At 69.2% G+C, this 15,046-nt stretch carries 18 protein-coding genes and 5 tRNA genes; 18 read left to right on the top strand and 5 right to left on the bottom strand.

The window, feature by feature from the left end:
• The first annotated feature begins 354 nt into the window (after positions 1–354).
• The 11 genes from OG293_RS09210 (at position 355) to OG293_RS09160 (ending at position 5,669) form a co-directional block, all read left to right on the top strand.
• Entirely contained in the window at positions 355–525 is a 171-nt protein-coding gene (locus OG293_RS09210) for a hypothetical protein (RefSeq protein WP_405998277.1), read from the top strand.
• Positions 526–614: 89 nt separating this feature from the next.
• Positions 615–1,400 carry a fumarylacetoacetate hydrolase family protein gene (locus OG293_RS09205; RefSeq protein ID WP_405998276.1) on the top strand — a complete coding sequence of 262 codons (786 nt, stop codon included), beginning with the start codon at positions 615–617 and terminating at the stop codon, positions 1,398–1,400.
• Positions 1,393–2,868: a glutamate--tRNA ligase gene (gltX, locus tag OG293_RS09200; RefSeq protein WP_405998275.1), complete on the top strand. Its 1,476-nt coding sequence runs from the start codon at positions 1,393–1,395 to the stop codon at positions 2,866–2,868. Before OG293_RS09205 ends, gltX begins: the two co-directional genes overlap by 8 nt.
• Positions 2,869–2,943: 75 nt before the next feature.
• The gene (locus OG293_RS09195) at positions 2,944–3,663 is read left to right on the top strand and encodes an HAD family hydrolase (RefSeq protein WP_405998274.1); all 720 of its coding nucleotides are present in this window, start codon (positions 2,944–2,946) and stop codon (positions 3,661–3,663) included.
• A gap of 89 nt (positions 3,664–3,752) precedes the next feature.
• A tRNA-Gln gene (locus OG293_RS09190) sits at positions 3,753–3,824 on the top strand.
• 21 nt (positions 3,825–3,845) lie between these two features.
• Positions 3,846–3,918, top strand: a tRNA-Glu gene (locus OG293_RS09185).
• An 84-nt stretch (positions 3,919–4,002) separates the two neighbouring features.
• Positions 4,003–4,075 (top strand) — tRNA-Glu (locus OG293_RS09180).
• A 14-nt stretch (positions 4,076–4,089) separates the two neighbouring features.
• Positions 4,090–4,161: transfer RNA gene (locus tag OG293_RS09175), tRNA-Gln, on the top strand.
• A gap of 21 nt (positions 4,162–4,182) precedes the next feature.
• A tRNA-Glu gene (locus OG293_RS09170) sits at positions 4,183–4,255 on the top strand.
• A 114-nt stretch (positions 4,256–4,369) separates the two neighbouring features.
• Positions 4,370–4,723 (top strand): STAS domain-containing protein, encoded by a 354-nt coding sequence (locus OG293_RS09165; RefSeq protein WP_405998273.1) that lies wholly within the window; start codon positions 4,370–4,372, stop codon positions 4,721–4,723.
• The gene (locus OG293_RS09160; protein WP_405998272.1) at positions 4,713–5,669 is read left to right on the top strand and encodes an anti-sigma factor RsbA family regulatory protein; all 957 of its coding nucleotides are present in this window, start codon (positions 4,713–4,715) and stop codon (positions 5,667–5,669) included. Before OG293_RS09165 ends, OG293_RS09160 begins: the two co-directional genes overlap by 11 nt.
• A 187-nt stretch (positions 5,670–5,856) precedes the next feature.
• On the opposite strand, the gene ndgR is transcribed toward OG293_RS09160, so the two are convergent.
• Entirely contained in the window at positions 5,857–6,573 is a 717-nt protein-coding gene (gene ndgR / locus OG293_RS09155; RefSeq protein ID WP_010984119.1) for an IclR family transcriptional regulator NdgR, read from the bottom strand.
• A 144-nt stretch (positions 6,574–6,717) separates the two neighbouring features.
• Between ndgR and leuC the strand changes: the two genes are divergently transcribed.
• From leuC to OG293_RS09135, 4 genes are all read left to right on the top strand, one after another.
• On the top strand, positions 6,718–8,142 hold the full coding sequence (leuC, locus tag OG293_RS09150; protein WP_405998271.1) for a 3-isopropylmalate dehydratase large subunit: 1,425 nt from the start codon (positions 6,718–6,720) through the stop codon (positions 8,140–8,142).
• 5 nt (positions 8,143–8,147) lie between these two features.
• Positions 8,148–8,741 (top strand): 3-isopropylmalate dehydratase small subunit, encoded by a 594-nt coding sequence (gene leuD / locus OG293_RS09145; RefSeq protein ID WP_405998270.1) that lies wholly within the window; start codon positions 8,148–8,150, stop codon positions 8,739–8,741.
• A gap of 104 nt (positions 8,742–8,845) precedes the next feature.
• Entirely contained in the window at positions 8,846–9,073 is a 228-nt protein-coding gene (locus tag OG293_RS09140; protein ID WP_405998269.1) for a hypothetical protein, read from the top strand.
• A 143-nt stretch (positions 9,074–9,216) separates the two neighbouring features.
• Entirely contained in the window at positions 9,217–9,876 is a 660-nt protein-coding gene (locus OG293_RS09135) for an HU family DNA-binding protein (RefSeq protein WP_405998268.1), read from the top strand.
• Between the two features lie 90 nt (positions 9,877–9,966).
• Here the strand turns inward: OG293_RS09135 and OG293_RS09130 are convergent, their stop codons facing one another.
• The gene (locus OG293_RS09130; protein ID WP_405998267.1) at positions 9,967–10,170 is read right to left on the bottom strand and encodes a hypothetical protein; all 204 of its coding nucleotides are present in this window, start codon (positions 10,168–10,170) and stop codon (positions 9,967–9,969) included.
• Positions 10,171–10,291: 121 nt separating this feature from the next.
• The gene (cofC, locus tag OG293_RS09125; protein WP_405998266.1) at positions 10,292–10,975 is read right to left on the bottom strand and encodes a 2-phospho-L-lactate guanylyltransferase; all 684 of its coding nucleotides are present in this window, start codon (positions 10,973–10,975) and stop codon (positions 10,292–10,294) included.
• Positions 10,976–11,124: 149 nt separating this feature from the next.
• Here cofC and OG293_RS09120 point away from each other — a divergent pair, with 149 nt between their 5' ends.
• The 3 genes from OG293_RS09120 (at position 11,125) to OG293_RS09110 (ending at position 14,109) form a co-directional block, all read left to right on the top strand.
• Complete coding sequence (locus tag OG293_RS09120) at positions 11,125–11,877, top strand: lysophospholipid acyltransferase family protein (RefSeq protein ID WP_405998265.1); 753 nt, start codon at positions 11,125–11,127, stop codon at positions 11,875–11,877.
• On the top strand, positions 11,874–12,884 hold the full coding sequence (locus tag OG293_RS09115) for an NAD(P)H-dependent glycerol-3-phosphate dehydrogenase (RefSeq protein WP_405998264.1): 1,011 nt from the start codon (positions 11,874–11,876) through the stop codon (positions 12,882–12,884). Before OG293_RS09120 ends, OG293_RS09115 begins: the two co-directional genes overlap by 4 nt.
• A gap of 67 nt (positions 12,885–12,951) precedes the next feature.
• A complete protein-coding gene (locus OG293_RS09110) occupies positions 12,952–14,109 on the top strand; it encodes a D-alanine--D-alanine ligase family protein (RefSeq protein ID WP_405998263.1) in 1,158 nt (385 codons plus the stop codon).
• Positions 14,110–14,174: 65 nt separating this feature from the next.
• On the opposite strand, the gene OG293_RS09105 is transcribed toward OG293_RS09110, so the two are convergent.
• Complete coding sequence (locus OG293_RS09105) at positions 14,175–14,657, bottom strand: DUF3515 domain-containing protein (RefSeq protein WP_405998262.1); 483 nt, start codon at positions 14,655–14,657, stop codon at positions 14,175–14,177.
• Positions 14,658–14,677: 20 nt separating this feature from the next.
• On the bottom strand, positions 14,678–14,911 hold the full coding sequence (locus OG293_RS09100) for an Lrp/AsnC ligand binding domain-containing protein (RefSeq protein ID WP_406003545.1): 234 nt from the start codon (positions 14,909–14,911) through the stop codon (positions 14,678–14,680).
• Between the last annotated feature and the right edge of the window lie 135 nt (positions 14,912–15,046).

The following is a 15,046-nucleotide window of genomic DNA, read 5'->3' as shown; positions in this document are numbered from 1 at the left end:
CGGCCTGTGACCTGGATGACACGGTGTAAGCGCCGTGTCACAAGCGGTAGAAACCGTTCTCGGGCGAAACGGACTTTTCCTTACGAGTTCCTTACGTGCCGGGGGTGCCTCAGTGGCCATGATCAGGAGCGGAATGACTGCTTCAGTGGCGCAATGTCTGTTTCCGTGTCGGTGATCCACTGTCCGGAATGGGCGAATTGGGGCGCAAGTGGTGAGGAAACTCACACGTAGATCGCCGACTCTTCTGGCCTTTCCCGGGGAATTGGATGTTTAGCCTGACGCTTTACAGGGATGGGAAATCCGTCAACCGGCGTTCACCATGCGCCCGTACCCCGACAAGGTCTGAAACAACCGATGAAGACGACGATGATGTTCCGCAACATAGCCAACCCCCGGCGCACCACCCTCGCCCACCTCCAGGATGACGTGGAGCTGCAGATGCCGGAGCAGCCGGAGCACACGATGGATCTTCCCACGCAGACCGCCAACCCCCGCCGCACGGTCCTCATGGACGCCCCCGCGTAGTAGTGCGCGAGGCGGCGGCCCCTGCCGCGTTAGCCTGGAGCGTCAGACTCCAGCCAGCCCGATCAGTAGCAGAGGGGCATCCGCATCCCGTGCGCATCGCCAGGTTCTCCATCGACGGCAATGTCGCCTTCGGCGCGGTCGAGGGCGACGACACCGTCGATTCCCCCGGTCTCGTCCTCGACATCATCAAGGGCATCCCGTTCGCGGACTTCGAGCTCTCCGGCACGAAGGTCCCGCTGAGCAAGGTCCGGCTGCTGCCGCCCGTGCTTCCCAACAAGGTCGTGGCCTTCGGCCGCAACTACGCGGAACACGCGGCGGAGCTCGGCAACGAGGTCCCGGACGCGCCGTTCGCCTTCTTCAAGCCCTCCACCTCGGTGGTCGGCCCCGGCGACCCCATCGCGTACCCCTCGTTCTCGCAGGAGCTCCACCACGAGGCGGAACTGGCCGTGGTGATCGGGCGCATGTGCCGCGAGGTTCCGCGCGAGCGCGTCAAGGACGTCATCCTGGGCTACACCTGCGCCAATGACGTCACCGCGCGCGACGTCCAGAAGCGCGAGAAGCAGTGGGCCAGGGCCAAGGGCTTCGACAGCTCCTGCCCGCTCGGACCCTGGGTGGAGACCGACCTCGACCCCGGTGACCTGGCGATCCAGTGCACGGTCAACGGCGAACAGCGCCAGCTCGGCAGGACGAGCCAGATGATCCACTCCATCGAGGAGTTGATCGTCAACATCTCCGAGGCGATGACGCTGCTTCCGGGCGACGTCATCCTCACCGGCACCCCGGCCGGGGTCGGCCCTCTCAACGTCGGCGACGAGGTCGCCGTCACCATTCAAGGCATCGGCACTCTCACCAACAAGGTGATCAAGCGTGGCTAACGGACCCGTCCGCGTACGTTTCTGTCCCTCCCCGACCGGCAACCCCCACGTGGGCCTGGTCCGCACCGCCCTGTTCAACTGGGCCTACGCCCGGCACAACGGCGGCACCATGGTCTTCCGTATCGAGGACACCGACGCGGCGCGCGACTCCGAGGAGTCGTACAACCAGCTGCTCGACTCGATGCGCTGGCTGGGTCTGGACTGGGACGAGGGCCCCGAGACCGGCGGCCCTCACCCGCCCTACCGTCAGTCGCAGCGGATGGACCTCTACCAGGACGTCGCCGAGAAGCTGCTGGCCGGCGGGTACGCGTACCACTGCTACTGCACCACCGAGGAACTGGACGCCCGCCGCGACGCCGCCCGCGCGGCCGGCAAGCCCTCCGGCTACGACGGCCAGTGCCGGACGCTGAGCTCCGAGCAGAAGGCGGCGTACGAGGCCGAGGGCCGCACCGCCATCGTCCGCTTCAAGATGCCCGACGGGCCGATCACCTTCACGGACCTGGTCCGCGGCGAGCTCACCTTCACCCCGGACAACGTCCCGGACTACGGCATCGTCCGCGCCAACGGCGCCCCGCTCTACACGCTGGTCAACCCGGTCGACGACGCGCTGATGGAGATCACGCACGTGCTGCGCGGCGAGGACCTGCTCTCCTCGACCCCGCGCCAGATCGCGCTCTACAAGGCGCTGATCGAGCTGGGCATCGCCAAGGAGATCCCGGCCTTCGGCCACCTCCCGTACGTGATGGGCGAGGGAAACAAGAAGCTCTCCAAGCGCGACCCGCAGGCGTCCCTGAACATCTACCGGGAGCGCGGCTTCCTCCCCGAGGGCCTGCTCAACTACCTCTCCCTCCTCGGCTGGTCCTTCTCGGCCGACCAGGACGTCTTCTCGATCGATCAGATGGTGGCGAAGTTCGACATCGCCGATGTCAACGCCAACCCGGCCCGCTTCGACCTCAAGAAGGCCGAGGCGATCAACGCCGACCACATCCGCCTGCTCGATGTGAAGGCGTTCACCGAGGCGTGCGCCCCCTGGCTGCGCGCCCCGCACGCCAACTGGTCACCCGAGCAGTTCGACCAGGCGGCCTGGGAGGCGATCGCCCCCTACGCCCAGACCCGGCTGACCGTTCTCTCGGACATCACGGCCAATGTCGACTTCCTCTTCCTGGACAGCCCGGTCGAGGACGAGGCGTCCTGGGCCAAGGCGATGAAGGAGGGCTCCGACGCCCTGCTGCGCACGGCCCGCGAGAAGCTGGACGGGGCCGACTGGTCCAGTGCCGAGTCCCTGAAGAGCGCGGTCCTGGCGGCGGGCGAGGAGCACGGCCTGAAGCTCGGCAAGGCCCAGGCCCCGGTCCGCGTCGCGGTCACCGGACGCACGGTGGGCCTGCCGCTCTTCGAGTCGCTGGAGATCCTGGGCAAGGACAAGACCCTCGCCCGCATCGACGCCGCGCTGGCGAAGCTGACGGCGTAAGGGCACACCGGGCGAGGTCCGGGCGGTTCGGGCAAGGGCGAGGCACCGCCGAGGCGCGCGCCCTAAGCTCGGATCATGGCGATCCGCGCGGTTCTGTGGGACATCGACGACACGATCTTCGACTACGCCCACGCCGACCGGACCGGTATGCATCGACACCTTCGGGCCGAGGGCCTGGCCGACGGGTACGTCACCGTCGACCAGGCCCTCGGCCGTTGGCGGGAGATCACCGCCGAGCACTGGGCGCGCTTCTCCGCCGGCGAGACGGACTGGCAGGGCCAGCGCCGCGACCGTGTGAGGTCCTTCACCGGCAGGCCGCTCGACGATGACCAAGCCGACGCCTGGTTCGACCGCTACATCGTCCACTTCGAGGCCGCCTGGTCGCTCTTTCCCGACGCCGTCCCCGCGCTGGATCTGCTGGCCGACGGCTACCGCCACGCCGTACTGTCCAACTCCTCCCTCCACAACCAGGATCGGAAGCTGCGGGTCCTTGGGGTGCGCGACCGGTTCGAGTCCGTCCTTTGCGCCGCCGAGCTGGGTGTCTCCAAGCCGGCGGCCGAGGCGTTCCACGCCGCGTGCGACGCCCTCGCGCTGTCGCCGGAGGAGGTCGCGTACGTGGGGGACCAGCCCGACATCGACGCGCAGGGGGCGGTGGCCGCGGGGCTCACCGGCATCTGGCTGGACCGCGCCGGTCTCGGTGGCCGTCCCGAGCTCATCCGCATCACCGGTCTCGACCAGCTCCCCGGCCTGTTGCGGCGCGATACCCGTTTTGGAGCGCCGGACACCTTCAGGTAATGTTCTTCCTGCGCCGAGGGGAGCGGGACCAAGACCCGGATCCGGAAGCGCAATCCAAACAAGACCCCTCGCGAGGGGTTGAGTTTTGATGGCCTATGGTGTAATTGGCAGCACGACTGATTCTGGTTCAGTTAGTCTAGGTTCGAGTCCTGGTAGGCCAGCTCGCAGAGCTCATCTGCAAAGCCCCCGTTGTGTAGCGGCCTAGCACGCTGCCCTCTCAAGGCAGTAGCGCCGGTTCGAATCCGGTCGGGGGTACAGATCCATCCTGCTGATCATCAGGGTCGCACCCGATGAACGCGCAGTGACATCACCCGGCTCAGGCCGGGTGGGATCGCTAGGGCCCCCGTTGTGTAGCGGCCTAGCACGCCGCCCTCTCAAGGCGGTAGCGCCGGTTCGAATCCGGTCGGGGGTACTGGTCTAGGCCAATGGGCTATGGTGTAATTGGCAACACTACGGTTTCTGGTACCGTCATTCTAGGTTCGAGTCCTGGTAGCCCAGCTCGCGGAGCTCATCCGCAAGGCCCCCGTTGTGTAGCGGCCTAGCACGCCGCCCTCTCAAGGCGGTAGCGCCGGTTCGAATCCGGTCGGGGGTACAGATCGAGGAGGCTCTCCGCATACCGCGGAGGGTCTCTTTGTGTGTACGGCTCCATGCGGCGGCTGGTTCTCGAGCCTTCCTCCGGTGCCCGCCCCGGGCGGATACTCCGCGCATGGACGCTGTCGGCGCGGAATCCCTCGTACGCACCGCGGAGTTACGCATCGCGCGCATCCGCCGGCCTCCCGGCCTGCGGATCGAGGGCGTCGTCGACGTCCGCACGCACCGGCATCTGCGCGGTGCGCTCGATGTGATCGCGCCCGTCGACGGTGATCTCCAACTCGATCTCTCCGGGCTGGAGTTCCTCGACCTCGGCGGACTGCGTATGCTGATCGGCTTCGCCCGGACGCGAAACCCAGGCCACCACGTGGAGTTGACCGGCCTCGCCCCGCATCTGCGCAAGGTGATCTCACTCGTCGGCTGGGACGACACCCCCGGCCTGCGGCTGGGGGACCGGCGTGTCAACTGACCCGGTCCGCGGCGGATTCGAGCACTACGCCTGCCTCTACGAAGACGCGGAAGGGTTCCTGTCGACGGCGGTGCCGTTCGCCTGTGAGGGGCTGGACGCGGGGGAGCCGGTGCTCGCCGCCACCACCCCCGCGAACATCCGGCTCCTGAGGGACGCGCTCGGGGAGCGAGCGTACGGACTCGACACCGCCGAGACCGCGCACTTCGGCCGCCGCCCGGTGGAGCGGGTCGCCGCCTTCCTGCGGTACGTGGACCGCTTCCGGACGCCGGGGCGCCCGGTGCGGATGATCGCCGAGCCGGTCTGGGCCGGGAAGTGCGAACGGCAGATCGCCGACTGGAAGCGGATGGAGTCGGGCCTCAATGTGCTCCTCGCCCACACCGGGGCCCGGATGATCTGCCCGTACGACACCCGGACCGTGCCGGATCATGTCGTCGAGGCGGCATGGGCGACCCATCCGCGCCATATGGCGGGGGATCTGGTGCTGCCCTGCGGGACGTACACGGACCCGGAGGTCTTTGCGGCGGCCGGGGAACGGCCGCTGGCGCCGCCGCCCGCGAACGCGGCGCTCCTGGAGCCGTCGGCCCCGATGGGGGCCGTACGGCGCTTCGCGAGGCTGCGGGCAGCGGCTGCGGGCCTTGAGGGGGAGCGCGTCGCCCAGGCCGAGATTCTGGTCTACGAGGCGCTGACCTGGTTGCTGGCGCGGGGTGCGGCCGGTGCGGAGATACGGGCATGGGAGGAGCCGGGCGCGGTGGTGTGGGACCTGCTGGCCCGGGGGCGTAGCGCCCGCCCCGGACGCTTCGAGGGGTTCGTCCCGCCGGGGCCGGAGCCGTCGCGGGCGGACGCGCTGTGGCTGGTACGGACGCTCTCTGAGTTCCTGGACGTCCGGGCGGAGCCGGGCAGCGGTCTGCGGCTGCGGGCGGTCTGCGCGGGGCCGCGCTCGATCTGAGGCGGGGATCCGGGGAACGGATCGGGCCCGGCCCGCGAGCTGTGAGGCCGGGATCCGGGGGCCCGGATCGGGCCGGCCCCCGGTCGGGGGTGTCCGGGCCGCCGGGCGGGCCGGCGGATCCCGGCTCGCCCGCCGACCGAGGGCGCGTCCTCCGGCTGAAGTGCCTGAGGACGCGCCATCAGGCACTTCAGCCGGTGCGGCGGAGCGCCTCGCTCAGTCGGCCGGCCGCGTCGATGACCGCCTGGGCGTGCATCCGGCCCGGGTGGCGGGTCAGGCGCTCGATCGGTCCGGAGACCGAGACGGCCGCGACCACGCGGTTCGAGGGCCCCCGCACCGGTGCGGAGACCGAGGCCACGCCCGGCTCGCGCTCGCCGATCGACTGGGCCCAGCCCCGGCGCCGTACTCCGGAGAGGGCCGTGGCCGTGAAGCGGGCGCCCTGGAGGCCCCGGTGCAGACGCTCCGGCTCCTCCCAGGCCATGAGGATCTGGGCCGACGAGCCGGCCTTCATGGTGAGCGTGGAGCCGACCGGCACGGTGTCCCTAAGTCCGGACAGCCGTTCCGCCGCGGCCACGCAGATGCGCATGTCTCCCTGCCGCCGGTAGAGCTGCGCGCTCTCGCCGGTGACATCGCGCAGATGCGTGAGCACGGGCCCGGCCGTGGCCAGCAGCCGGTCCTCGCCCGCCGCGGCGGCGAGCTCCGCCAGCCGCGGACCGAGGATGAACCGGCCCTGCATGTCCCTCGCCACCATCCGGTGGTGTTCCAGTGCCACGGCAAGGCGATGTGCCGTGGGTCGTGCGAGCCCTGTCGCCGCGACCAGCCCGGCGAGGGTGGCCGGACCGGACTCCAGAGCGCTCAGTACCAGAGCTGCCTTGTCGAGAACGCCGACGCCGCTAGAGTTGTCCATGCAACGATACTCACGTCTCACACTGTGAAACGCAAGTTCAAATTTCCCGGGAACTTGCGAGGCTGTAGGTGCGGCCCGCGGACCAACGGGTTTCGCACACGATCTCTAGGAGTGCCGGCGCACCAGCCGGCCGGAGGGAAAGCGATGGGTAGGACACTCGCGGAGAAGGTCTGGGACGACCATGTCGTCCGGCGCGCCGAGGGCGAGCCCGACCTCCTCTTCATCGATCTGCATCTGCTGCACGAGGTCACCAGCCCCCAGGCCTTCGACGGTCTCCGTCAGAACGCCCGGCCCGTGCGGCGCCTCGACCTCACCATCGCGACCGAGGACCACAACACCCCGACCCTCGACATCGACAAGCCCATCGCGGACCCGGTCTCCCGCGCGCAGTTGGAAACGCTGCGCAAGAACTGCGCGGAGTTCGGCGTACGGCTGCACCCGCTGGGCGATGTCGAGCAGGGTGTCGTCCACGTCGTGGGCCCGCAGCTGGGCCTGACCCAGCCCGGCACCACCGTGGTCTGCGGTGACTCGCACACCTCCACCCACGGCGCCTTCGGCGCGCTCGCGTTCGGCATCGGCACCTCCCAGGTGGAGCATGTCCTGGCCACGCAGACACTGCCACTGGCCCGCCCCAGGACCATGGCCATCACGGTCGAGGGCGAACTGCCCGACGGCGTCACCGCCAAGGACCTCATCCTGGCCATCATCGCCCGGATCGGCACCGGCGGCGGCCAGGGATACATCCTGGAGTACCGCGGCCCCGCCATCGAGAAGCTCTCGATGGAGGCCCGGATGACCATCTGCAACATGTCGATCGAGGCCGGTGCCCGCGCGGGCATGATCGCCCCGGACGAGACCACCTTCGAGTATCTGCGGGGCCGCGACCACGCCCCCGCGGGCGAGGACTGGGACGCCGCCGTCGAGTACTGGAAGACGCTGCGCACCGACGACGACGCGGTCTTCGACGCCGAGGTGCTCATCGACGCCACCGAACTGGCGCCGTTCGTCACCTGGGGCACCAACCCCGGCCAGGGCGCGCCCCTGTCCGCCGATGTCCCCGACCCGGCTTCGTACGAGGACGCTTCGGAGCGCCACGCCGCCGAAAGGGCCCTGGAATACATGGGGTTGAGTGCCGGGCAGCGGCTGCGGGACATCAAGGTGGACACCGTCTTCGTAGGCTCCTGCACCAACGGCCGTATCGAAGACCTGCGCTCTGCCGCGGCCGTTCTTGAAGGCCGCAAAGTCGCCGACGGCGTACGGATGCTGGTGGTCCCCGGCTCCGTACGGGTCGCGCTGCAGGCCGTCGAGGAGGGTCTGAACACCGTCTTCACCGACGCGGGCGCCGAATGGCGGCACGCGGGCTGCTCGATGTGCCTGGGCATGAACCCTGACCAACTGGCCCCCGGCGAGCGCTCCGCATCCACCTCCAACCGCAACTTCGAGGGCAGGCAGGGCAAGGGCGGACGCACCCATCTGGTCTCGCCGCAGGTCGCCGCCGCCACCGCGGTACTGGGCCATCTGGCCTCGCCCGCCGACCTGTCTGATTCCCCCGCGACCGCCGGAGTCTGAGCATCATGGAAGCTTTCACCGCACACACCGGCCGGGCCGTTCCGCTGCGTCGCAGCAACGTCGACACCGACCAGATCATCCCGGCCCACTGGCTGAAGAAGGTCACCCGCGACGGCTTCGAGGACGGGCTCTTCGAGGCCTGGCGAAAGGACTCCTCCTTCGTCCTCAATCAGCCGGAGCGCAAGGGCGCCACGGTCCTGGTGGCGGGCCCCGACTTCGGTACCGGCTCCTCCCGTGAGCACGCCGTGTGGGCCCTGCAGAACTACGGCTTCAAGGCCGTCATCTCCTCCCGCTTCGCCGACATCTTCCGCGGCAACTCGCTCAAGAACGGCCTGCTGACCGTGGTTCTCGACCAGAAGGTCGTGGACGCGATCTGGGAGCTGATCGAGGCCGACCCGACGGCCGAAGTGACCGTGGACTTGGAGAAGCGACAGGTTCTGGCCGAAGGAATTACGGCCGACTTCGACCTTGACGAGAACGCCCGCTGGAGGCTGCTGAACGGCCTGGACGACATCAGTCTCACCCTTCAGAACGAAGCGGACATCGCGGCTTACGAAGCCTCCCGACCGGCCTTCAAGCCCCGCACAATTCAGGTCTGAGCAGCGGTTTTCCCCTACTGTGCCCCCCACCGTCCGGTGGGGGGCACAGTCGCTTGTTGAGACCCTGTCGGGCGACAACTCGCCCCAGATGGCACAATCGGTGCATGGAACGTGACAGCCAACTCGAGCTCTACGAGGCAGTCGCGGCCCGACTGAAAGAAGCGCACACAAGGGTGCGCGAACTGCAAGTCCCGGAGGGCGTAAGGATGGCGCTGTCCCGGAAGCTGCTGGTCGTCACGGCAGCGGCGAAGCACGATCTCCCGGATGCGGCCAGGCGTCTGGACCGCTTACTCAAGGACCTCGACGAGGGCCGATTCCCTGAAGACGACTGACACCCGAAGTCCCGCGACGACCGACTTCGTTGCGGCACTAGGGTGATTAGCCCGTTTCGTGTTTGATTTGCGGTATATATCTGCCTAACGTGCGAAAAAGCCTGGACGCATTCGTTCCGGCCAATGTCTCCGAAGGGGAAGACGTGAACAAGGCGCAGCTCGTAGAAGCGATTGCCGACAAGGTCGGCGGCCGTCAGCAGGCCGCAGACGCTGTCGACGCGGTACTTGACGCGATCGTCCGCGCAGTCGTCGGCGGAGACCGTGTTTCGGTCACCGGCTTCGGCTCGTTCGAGAAGGTCGACCGCCCGGCCCGCTACGCCCGCAACCCGCAGACGGGTGAGCGCGTGCGGGTCAAGAAGACCTCCGTTCCGCGCTTCCGCGCGGGCCAGGGCTTCAAGGACCTGGTGAGCGGCTCGAAGAAGCTCCCGAGGGGTGGCGAGGTCTCCGTCAAGAAGGCGCCCAAGGGCAGCCTCTCGGGCGGTGCTTCCACCCGTACGACGGTCAAGAAGGCCGCCGCCAAGAAGACCGTCGCCAAGAGGGCCGTGGCGAAGAAGACCGTGGCCAAGAAGGCAATGCCGGTGAAGAAGACCGCGGTGAAGAAGACCGTGGCCAAGAAGGCGACGGCGAAGAAGACCGTCGCCAAGAAGGCGACTCCGGCCAAGAAGGCCGCCGCCAAGAAGGCGACCACCAAGAAGGCCGCCGCCAAGAAGACCGCGCCGGCCAAGAAGGCGACGGCGAAGAAGGCGCCGGCCAGGAAGGCGACGGCACGCTCCGCCGCCAAGAAGACCGCCGCCAGGAAGTAAGCCACGTAAGCGGCACAAGGCCACAGGGCCACTCACGCGCCGGGCCGGGCTCCCCTCGGGGAGCCCGGCCCGCGGCGTGTTTCCCGGCGTTCAGAGGGTCTGGAGCGTCACCAGCGTGATCCGGAGGGTGTCGCCTTCGCCCTCGGTCTCGATCCGGACCCGCTGGCCCGGCCGCAGCAGCCGCAGACCGCCCGCGTCGAAGGCCGCGGCGTCGAAGTCCACCGGGGTGCCGTCGTCGAGGAGCACGCTCCCGCTGCGGGTCTCAAAGTCGTAGGTGTACGAGGTCGCCTGCATGGCGCCAGCCTAGGGCCTTTCCGCCGACTCCTGCCGAACCGTCCGTACGGCGGGCGGCCCCTGCCGGCACAAAAGACCTAGGGCCGTTCGTTTGGATCAGGCCTGAGCCAAACGAAAGACCCTAGCCCTCCAGCGCAGGGGTACCGGCGGCCCAGCGCTCCGCCGTCCGCGGCCCCACTCCCAGTGCCAGCGCCAGCGCCAGATCGTCCCCGGTGTCCACGTCCTGCCGTACCGAATCGACGCCTTCGAGCAGGATTTCCGCGGCCCCCGACGCCAAATGCCGACGCCGGGAGCGGCCCCCGAAAGCCGGGCGCAATTCCGTGCCCGGGGTCGCCGTCAGTAAAGTGGTACCGATTCCGGCCGCATCCGTAAGAAATGCCCGGGGAAATGCCGAAGCGTGTGCGAGGACCCGCGCCAATTCGGGCGGGCGCAATGCGGGCAGGTCGGCGTTGAGTGCCGCCACCGCCGCGTGCGGACGCCGTGCCCGCACCGCGTCCGCCCCGTGCGCGAGAGCCGCGTTGAGTCCGGCCGCGGGGGTGTCCGCAACGATGCGCGCGCCCAGCCCGGCCAGCTCGGCACCGGCTGCCGGGTCGTCCGTGACGACCGCCACATCCCGCACTGCCGCGCACGCCAGCGCCGCCGCCACGGTGTCCTGGGCGAAGGCGAGCGCGAGATGCGGACGCAGCATGTCGTCCGCGGCGGTGGCGAGCCTGCTCTTCGCCACGACAAGGGGCTTCAGCGGGACCACCAGGGACCAGCCGTCCATCGGGTCGGTGTTCGTGGCGAGCTCTCCGTCCATGCGCATCGGGCCCTATTCTCGCCCGAGCCCGTGCCGGCCGGGGGCCCGGTCCCGGGGGGCCGAGGCGTACGGTGTTCTCGACAGACCAGGGGCCTGGGGCGACACTTGACCCCCAGCAGCCGGGCAGGAGCCCGGCAATAGAGGAAGGTGTCCGAGTGTCCCGCCGTAGAATCGGCTTCTGGTACCGCCTGGCGGCGGTCATCGCTAAACCGCCGCTCTTGCTTCTGTTCAAGCGGGACTGGCAGGGAATGGAACACATTCCGGCGGACGGCGGATTCATCACCGCTATCAATCACAACTCGTATCTCGACATGTTCTCCTACGGGCACTTCCAGTACAACAGCGGACGGGTGCCCCGATTCCTCGCCAAGGCGGTGCTCTTCAAAGCGCCCGGCGTGGGCATCCTGTTGCGTGGCACCGGCCAGATTCCCGTCTACCGGGAGTCCTCCAACGCCTTCGGCGCCTTCCGCGCGGCCGTCGACGCCGTCGAGCACGGCGAATGCGTCGCCTTCTATCCCGAGGGCACGCTCACCCGCGATCCGGGCATGTGGCCGATGACCGCCAAGACCGGAGTCGCGCGGGCGGCGATGATGACCAAGGCGCCGGTCATTCCGGTCGCCCAGTGGGGCGCCAACTTGGCGATGCCGCCGTACGCCAAGGAGAACAAGGTCCGGTTCTTCCCGCGCAAGACGCTCCAGGTGAAGGCCGGTCCTCCGGTCGACCTCGACCGCTTCTACCAGCAGGAGGCGACCCCCGAGGTACTGAAGGAGGCGACCGAGGCCATCATGGCCGCGATCACCGCGCTGCTGGAGGAGATCCGCGGCGAGCAGGCCCCCGAGAACGCGTACGATCTGCGCGATGTCCGTGCGCAGGAGCGCCGCAAGGCCGCCGAGGAGGGCACCAAGTGACCCGCGCCGCCAAGGCAGCAGTATTCGGGACCGGCTCCTGGGGCACGGCCTTCGCCATGGTCCTCGCCGACGCCGGATGCGAGGTGACCCTGTGGGCCCGACGTCCCGAGGTCGCCGAAGCCGTCAACCTCACCCGCACCAACCCGGAATACCTTCCGGGAATTGAGCTTCCGGCCTCCGTACGGGCCACCACGGACCCCGCCGAGGCCGCTGCCGACGCGGACTTCACGGTCCTGACCATCCCCTCCCAGACCCTGCGCGGCAACCTCGCCGCCTGGACGCCGCTGCTCGCGCCCGACACCGTGCTCGTCTCCCTGATGAAGGGCATCGAACTCGGCACCGCCAAGCGGATGAGCGAAGTCGTCGAAGAGGTCGCCAAGGTGCCGGCGGAGCGGGTCGCGGTCGTCACGGGCCCCAACCTCGCCAGGGAGATCGCCCAGCGCCGGCCCGCCGCCGCGGTCGTCGCCTGCCGCGACGAGACCGTCGCCCAGCGGCTGCAGTCCGCCTGCCACACCCCGTACTTCCGCCCTTACACCAACACCGACGTGGTGGGCTGCGAACTGGGCGGCGCGGTCAAGAACGTCATCGGACTCGCCGTCGGCATCGCCGACGGCATGGGCCTCGGCGACAACGCGAAGGGCTCGCTGATCACCCGCGGCCTCGCCGAGACCACCCGCCTCGGTCTCGCGATGGGCGCGGACCCGCTGACCTTCTCCGGACTCGCCGGACTCGGCGACCTGGTGGCCACCTGCTCCTCGCCGCTCTCCCGCAACCACACCTTCGGCACCAACCTGGGCAAGGGCATGACGCTCCAGGAGACCATCGCGGTCACCAAGCAGACCGCGGAAGGCGTCAAGTCCTGTGAGTCGGTGCTCGATCTGGCCCGAAGGCACGGTGTCGATATGCCGATCACCGAGACCGTCGTCGGGATCGTCCACGAAGGCAAGCCGCCGGTGGTCGCGCTGAAGGAGCTGATGTCGCGCAGCGCCAAGGCGGAGCGTCGCTGAGCCCGTCCGGGCGCACCCCGCGCCTGCACTCCACCCGGCCTGAAGCGCACGGTAGTCTCAACGCGATATGAGCAGCGAGAACCTCCCCCAGACCCCTGAGCAGCAGCTCCGCAAGCCGCGTGTGGCCGTCGTCTTCGGCGGTCGCAGCTCCGAACACGGGATCTCCGTGGTGACCGCCGGCGCCGTTCTCCGCGCCATCGACCGGACCAAGTACGACGTCCTGCCGATCGGCATCACGACGGACGGCCGGTGGGCGCTGACCGCCGACGAGCCCGACCGGATGACCATCGCCGACCGCCGTACGCCCAGCGTCGAGGAGCTCGCCGAGTCGAGCGAGGGTGGCGTGATCCTGTCGGTCGACCCCGCCAGCCGCGAGGTCGTCTACAGCGAGCCCGGCGCCGTTCCCAAGGCCCTCGGCGAGGTCGACGTCGTCTTTCCCGTGCTGCACGGCCCGTACGGCGAGGACGGCACCCTCCAGGGCCTCCTGGAGCTCTCCGGCGTCCCCTACGTCGGCTCGGGCGTCCTGTCCTCGGCTGTCGGCCAGGACAAGGAGTACATGAAGCGCGTCTTCATCTCCTTCGGCCTGCCGGTGGGACCGTACGAGGTGATCCGGCCGCGCGAGTGGGAGGCCGACGCCTCCGCCGCCCGCAAGAAGATCATCGACTTCGCGGGCGAGCACGGCTGGCCGCTCTTCGTGAAGCCCGCGCGTGGCGGGTCCTCCATGGGCATCACCAAGGTCGACGACATCTCCGGCCTGGACGAGGCGATCGAGGAGGCGCAGCGCCACGACCCCAAGATCCTGGTGGAGTCGCTGCTGCGCGGCCGGGAGATCGAGTGCGGAGTGCTGGAGTTCGAGGACGGTCCGCGCGCCAGCGTCCCGGCCGAGATCCCGCCCGTCAGCGCCCATGACTTCTACGACTTCGAGGCCAAGTACATCGATTCGGCCGCCGGTCTGGTGCCCGCGCCGCTCACCGAGGAGCAGACCGCCGAGGTGCGCCGCCTCGCGGTCGCCGCCTTCGACGCCGCTTCCTGCGAGGGCCTGGTCCGCGCGGACTTCTTCCTCACCGAGGACGGCACGTTCGTCATCAACGAGATCAACACCATGCCCGGCTTCACGCCGATCTCGATGTACCCGCGGATGTGGCAGGAGAGCGGCGTCGGTTACTCCGAGCTCGTCGACCGGCTGATCCAGGCCGCGCTGCGCCGACCGACCGGCCTGCGCTAGAGCCCGCGCCGGGCCTGCGCCAGAGCCTTCGCGGGCCCGGGCTGCGCCGGGACCCGGGCCCCGGCCTAAGGAACCTTGAGTGTGGCCGGCACCGTCTTCTTGACGGCGTCGGCCAGTTGGGCGAGCGGCGTGACGTCATGGGCGAACCGCTTGGCCATCGTCACCTCCACATAGGTCTTGCGGTACGTGGTGGTCAGGCGCGGCCCGTCGGCCAGTTCCTCCAGCATCCAGTTGACCCCGTCCGCTTCCACGGCCTTCGCCCGGGGGTCGCTCATCCTCGGCGGCCGGGGGACACCACAGCGCAGTACGATCGCGGCGTCGCCCCAGCCGGCGGTCAGTTCGGAAGCCGGTTCGGGGTCCTTGCGGTCCTGTCCGGCCACGGACTGGGGCAGCTCCTTGTGCAGCGCGCTGCACAAGGAGGCTTCCTGCGACGGGGGGCTGGGAACCGTGATCGACGCCGTCGCGTCCGTGGAGGAGCAGCCCGCGGTGGTCAGCAGCGCAAGAGCGGCAGCGGACAGACACAGGGGCCGGAGACGGAAAGTGGTCACCGGCCAAGCGTAGACGGGGGCTACAGGTGCACGACCGGGCAGGTCAGGGTGCGGGTGATGCCGTCCACTTGCTGGACCTTGGCGACCACCATGCGACCGAGGTCGTCGACCGTGTCGGCCTGGGCGCGCACAATCACGTCATAGGGACCGGTCACGTCCTCGGCCTGAATCACTCCCGCAATCTTGCCGATGGTCTCGGCCACGATGGACGCTTTGCCCACCTCGGTCTGAATGAGGATGTACGCCTGTACCACGGAACCTCCAGGGCGGCCGAGGATCATGTCCCCTACCTTCGGCGGGGAGACCCCCGGGGGAAGGGGCCGCCACGGTATCGCGTCGCCGCGGGCCGCGGGGAGACCCGCGCGCAGGGTGACGCCCGCAGCGTGGCG

This window comes from Streptomyces sp. NBC_00829 (genome assembly GCF_045161795.1).
Lineage (GTDB): Bacteria > Actinomycetota > Actinomycetes > Streptomycetales > Streptomycetaceae > Streptomyces.
Note: the sequence above shows the minus strand (reverse complement) of the source record. Positions and strands in the feature narration are given on the sequence as shown.

Bases quoted from the DNA above. Each gene is read 5' to 3' on its own strand.
- leuD (WP_405998270.1), top strand. From the start codon at position 8,148: ATGGAAGCTTTCACCGCACACACCGGCCGGGCCGTTCCGCTGCGTCGC.
- OG293_RS09210 (WP_405998277.1), top strand. From the start codon at position 355: ATGAAGACGACGATGATGTTCCGCAACATAGCCAACCCCCGGCGCACC.
- OG293_RS09195 (WP_405998274.1), top strand. From the start codon at position 2,944: ATGGCGATCCGCGCGGTTCTGTGGGACATCGACGACACGATCTTCGAC.
- OG293_RS09130 (WP_405998267.1), bottom strand. From the start codon at position 10,170: ATGCAGGCGACCTCGTACACCTACGACTTTGAGACCCGCAGCGGGAGC.
- OG293_RS09140 (WP_405998269.1), top strand. From the start codon at position 8,846: ATGGAACGTGACAGCCAACTCGAGCTCTACGAGGCAGTCGCGGCCCGA.
- OG293_RS09110 (WP_405998263.1), top strand. From the start codon at position 12,952: ATGAGCAGCGAGAACCTCCCCCAGACCCCTGAGCAGCAGCTCCGCAAG.
- ndgR (WP_010984119.1), bottom strand. From the start codon at position 6,573: ATGGACAACTCTAGCGGCGTCGGCGTTCTCGACAAGGCAGCTCTGGTA.
- cofC (WP_405998266.1), bottom strand. From the start codon at position 10,975: ATGCGCATGGACGGAGAGCTCGCCACGAACACCGACCCGATGGACGGC.
- OG293_RS09165 (WP_405998273.1), top strand. From the start codon at position 4,370: ATGGACGCTGTCGGCGCGGAATCCCTCGTACGCACCGCGGAGTTACGC.
- leuC (WP_405998271.1), top strand. From the start codon at position 6,718: ATGGGTAGGACACTCGCGGAGAAGGTCTGGGACGACCATGTCGTCCGG.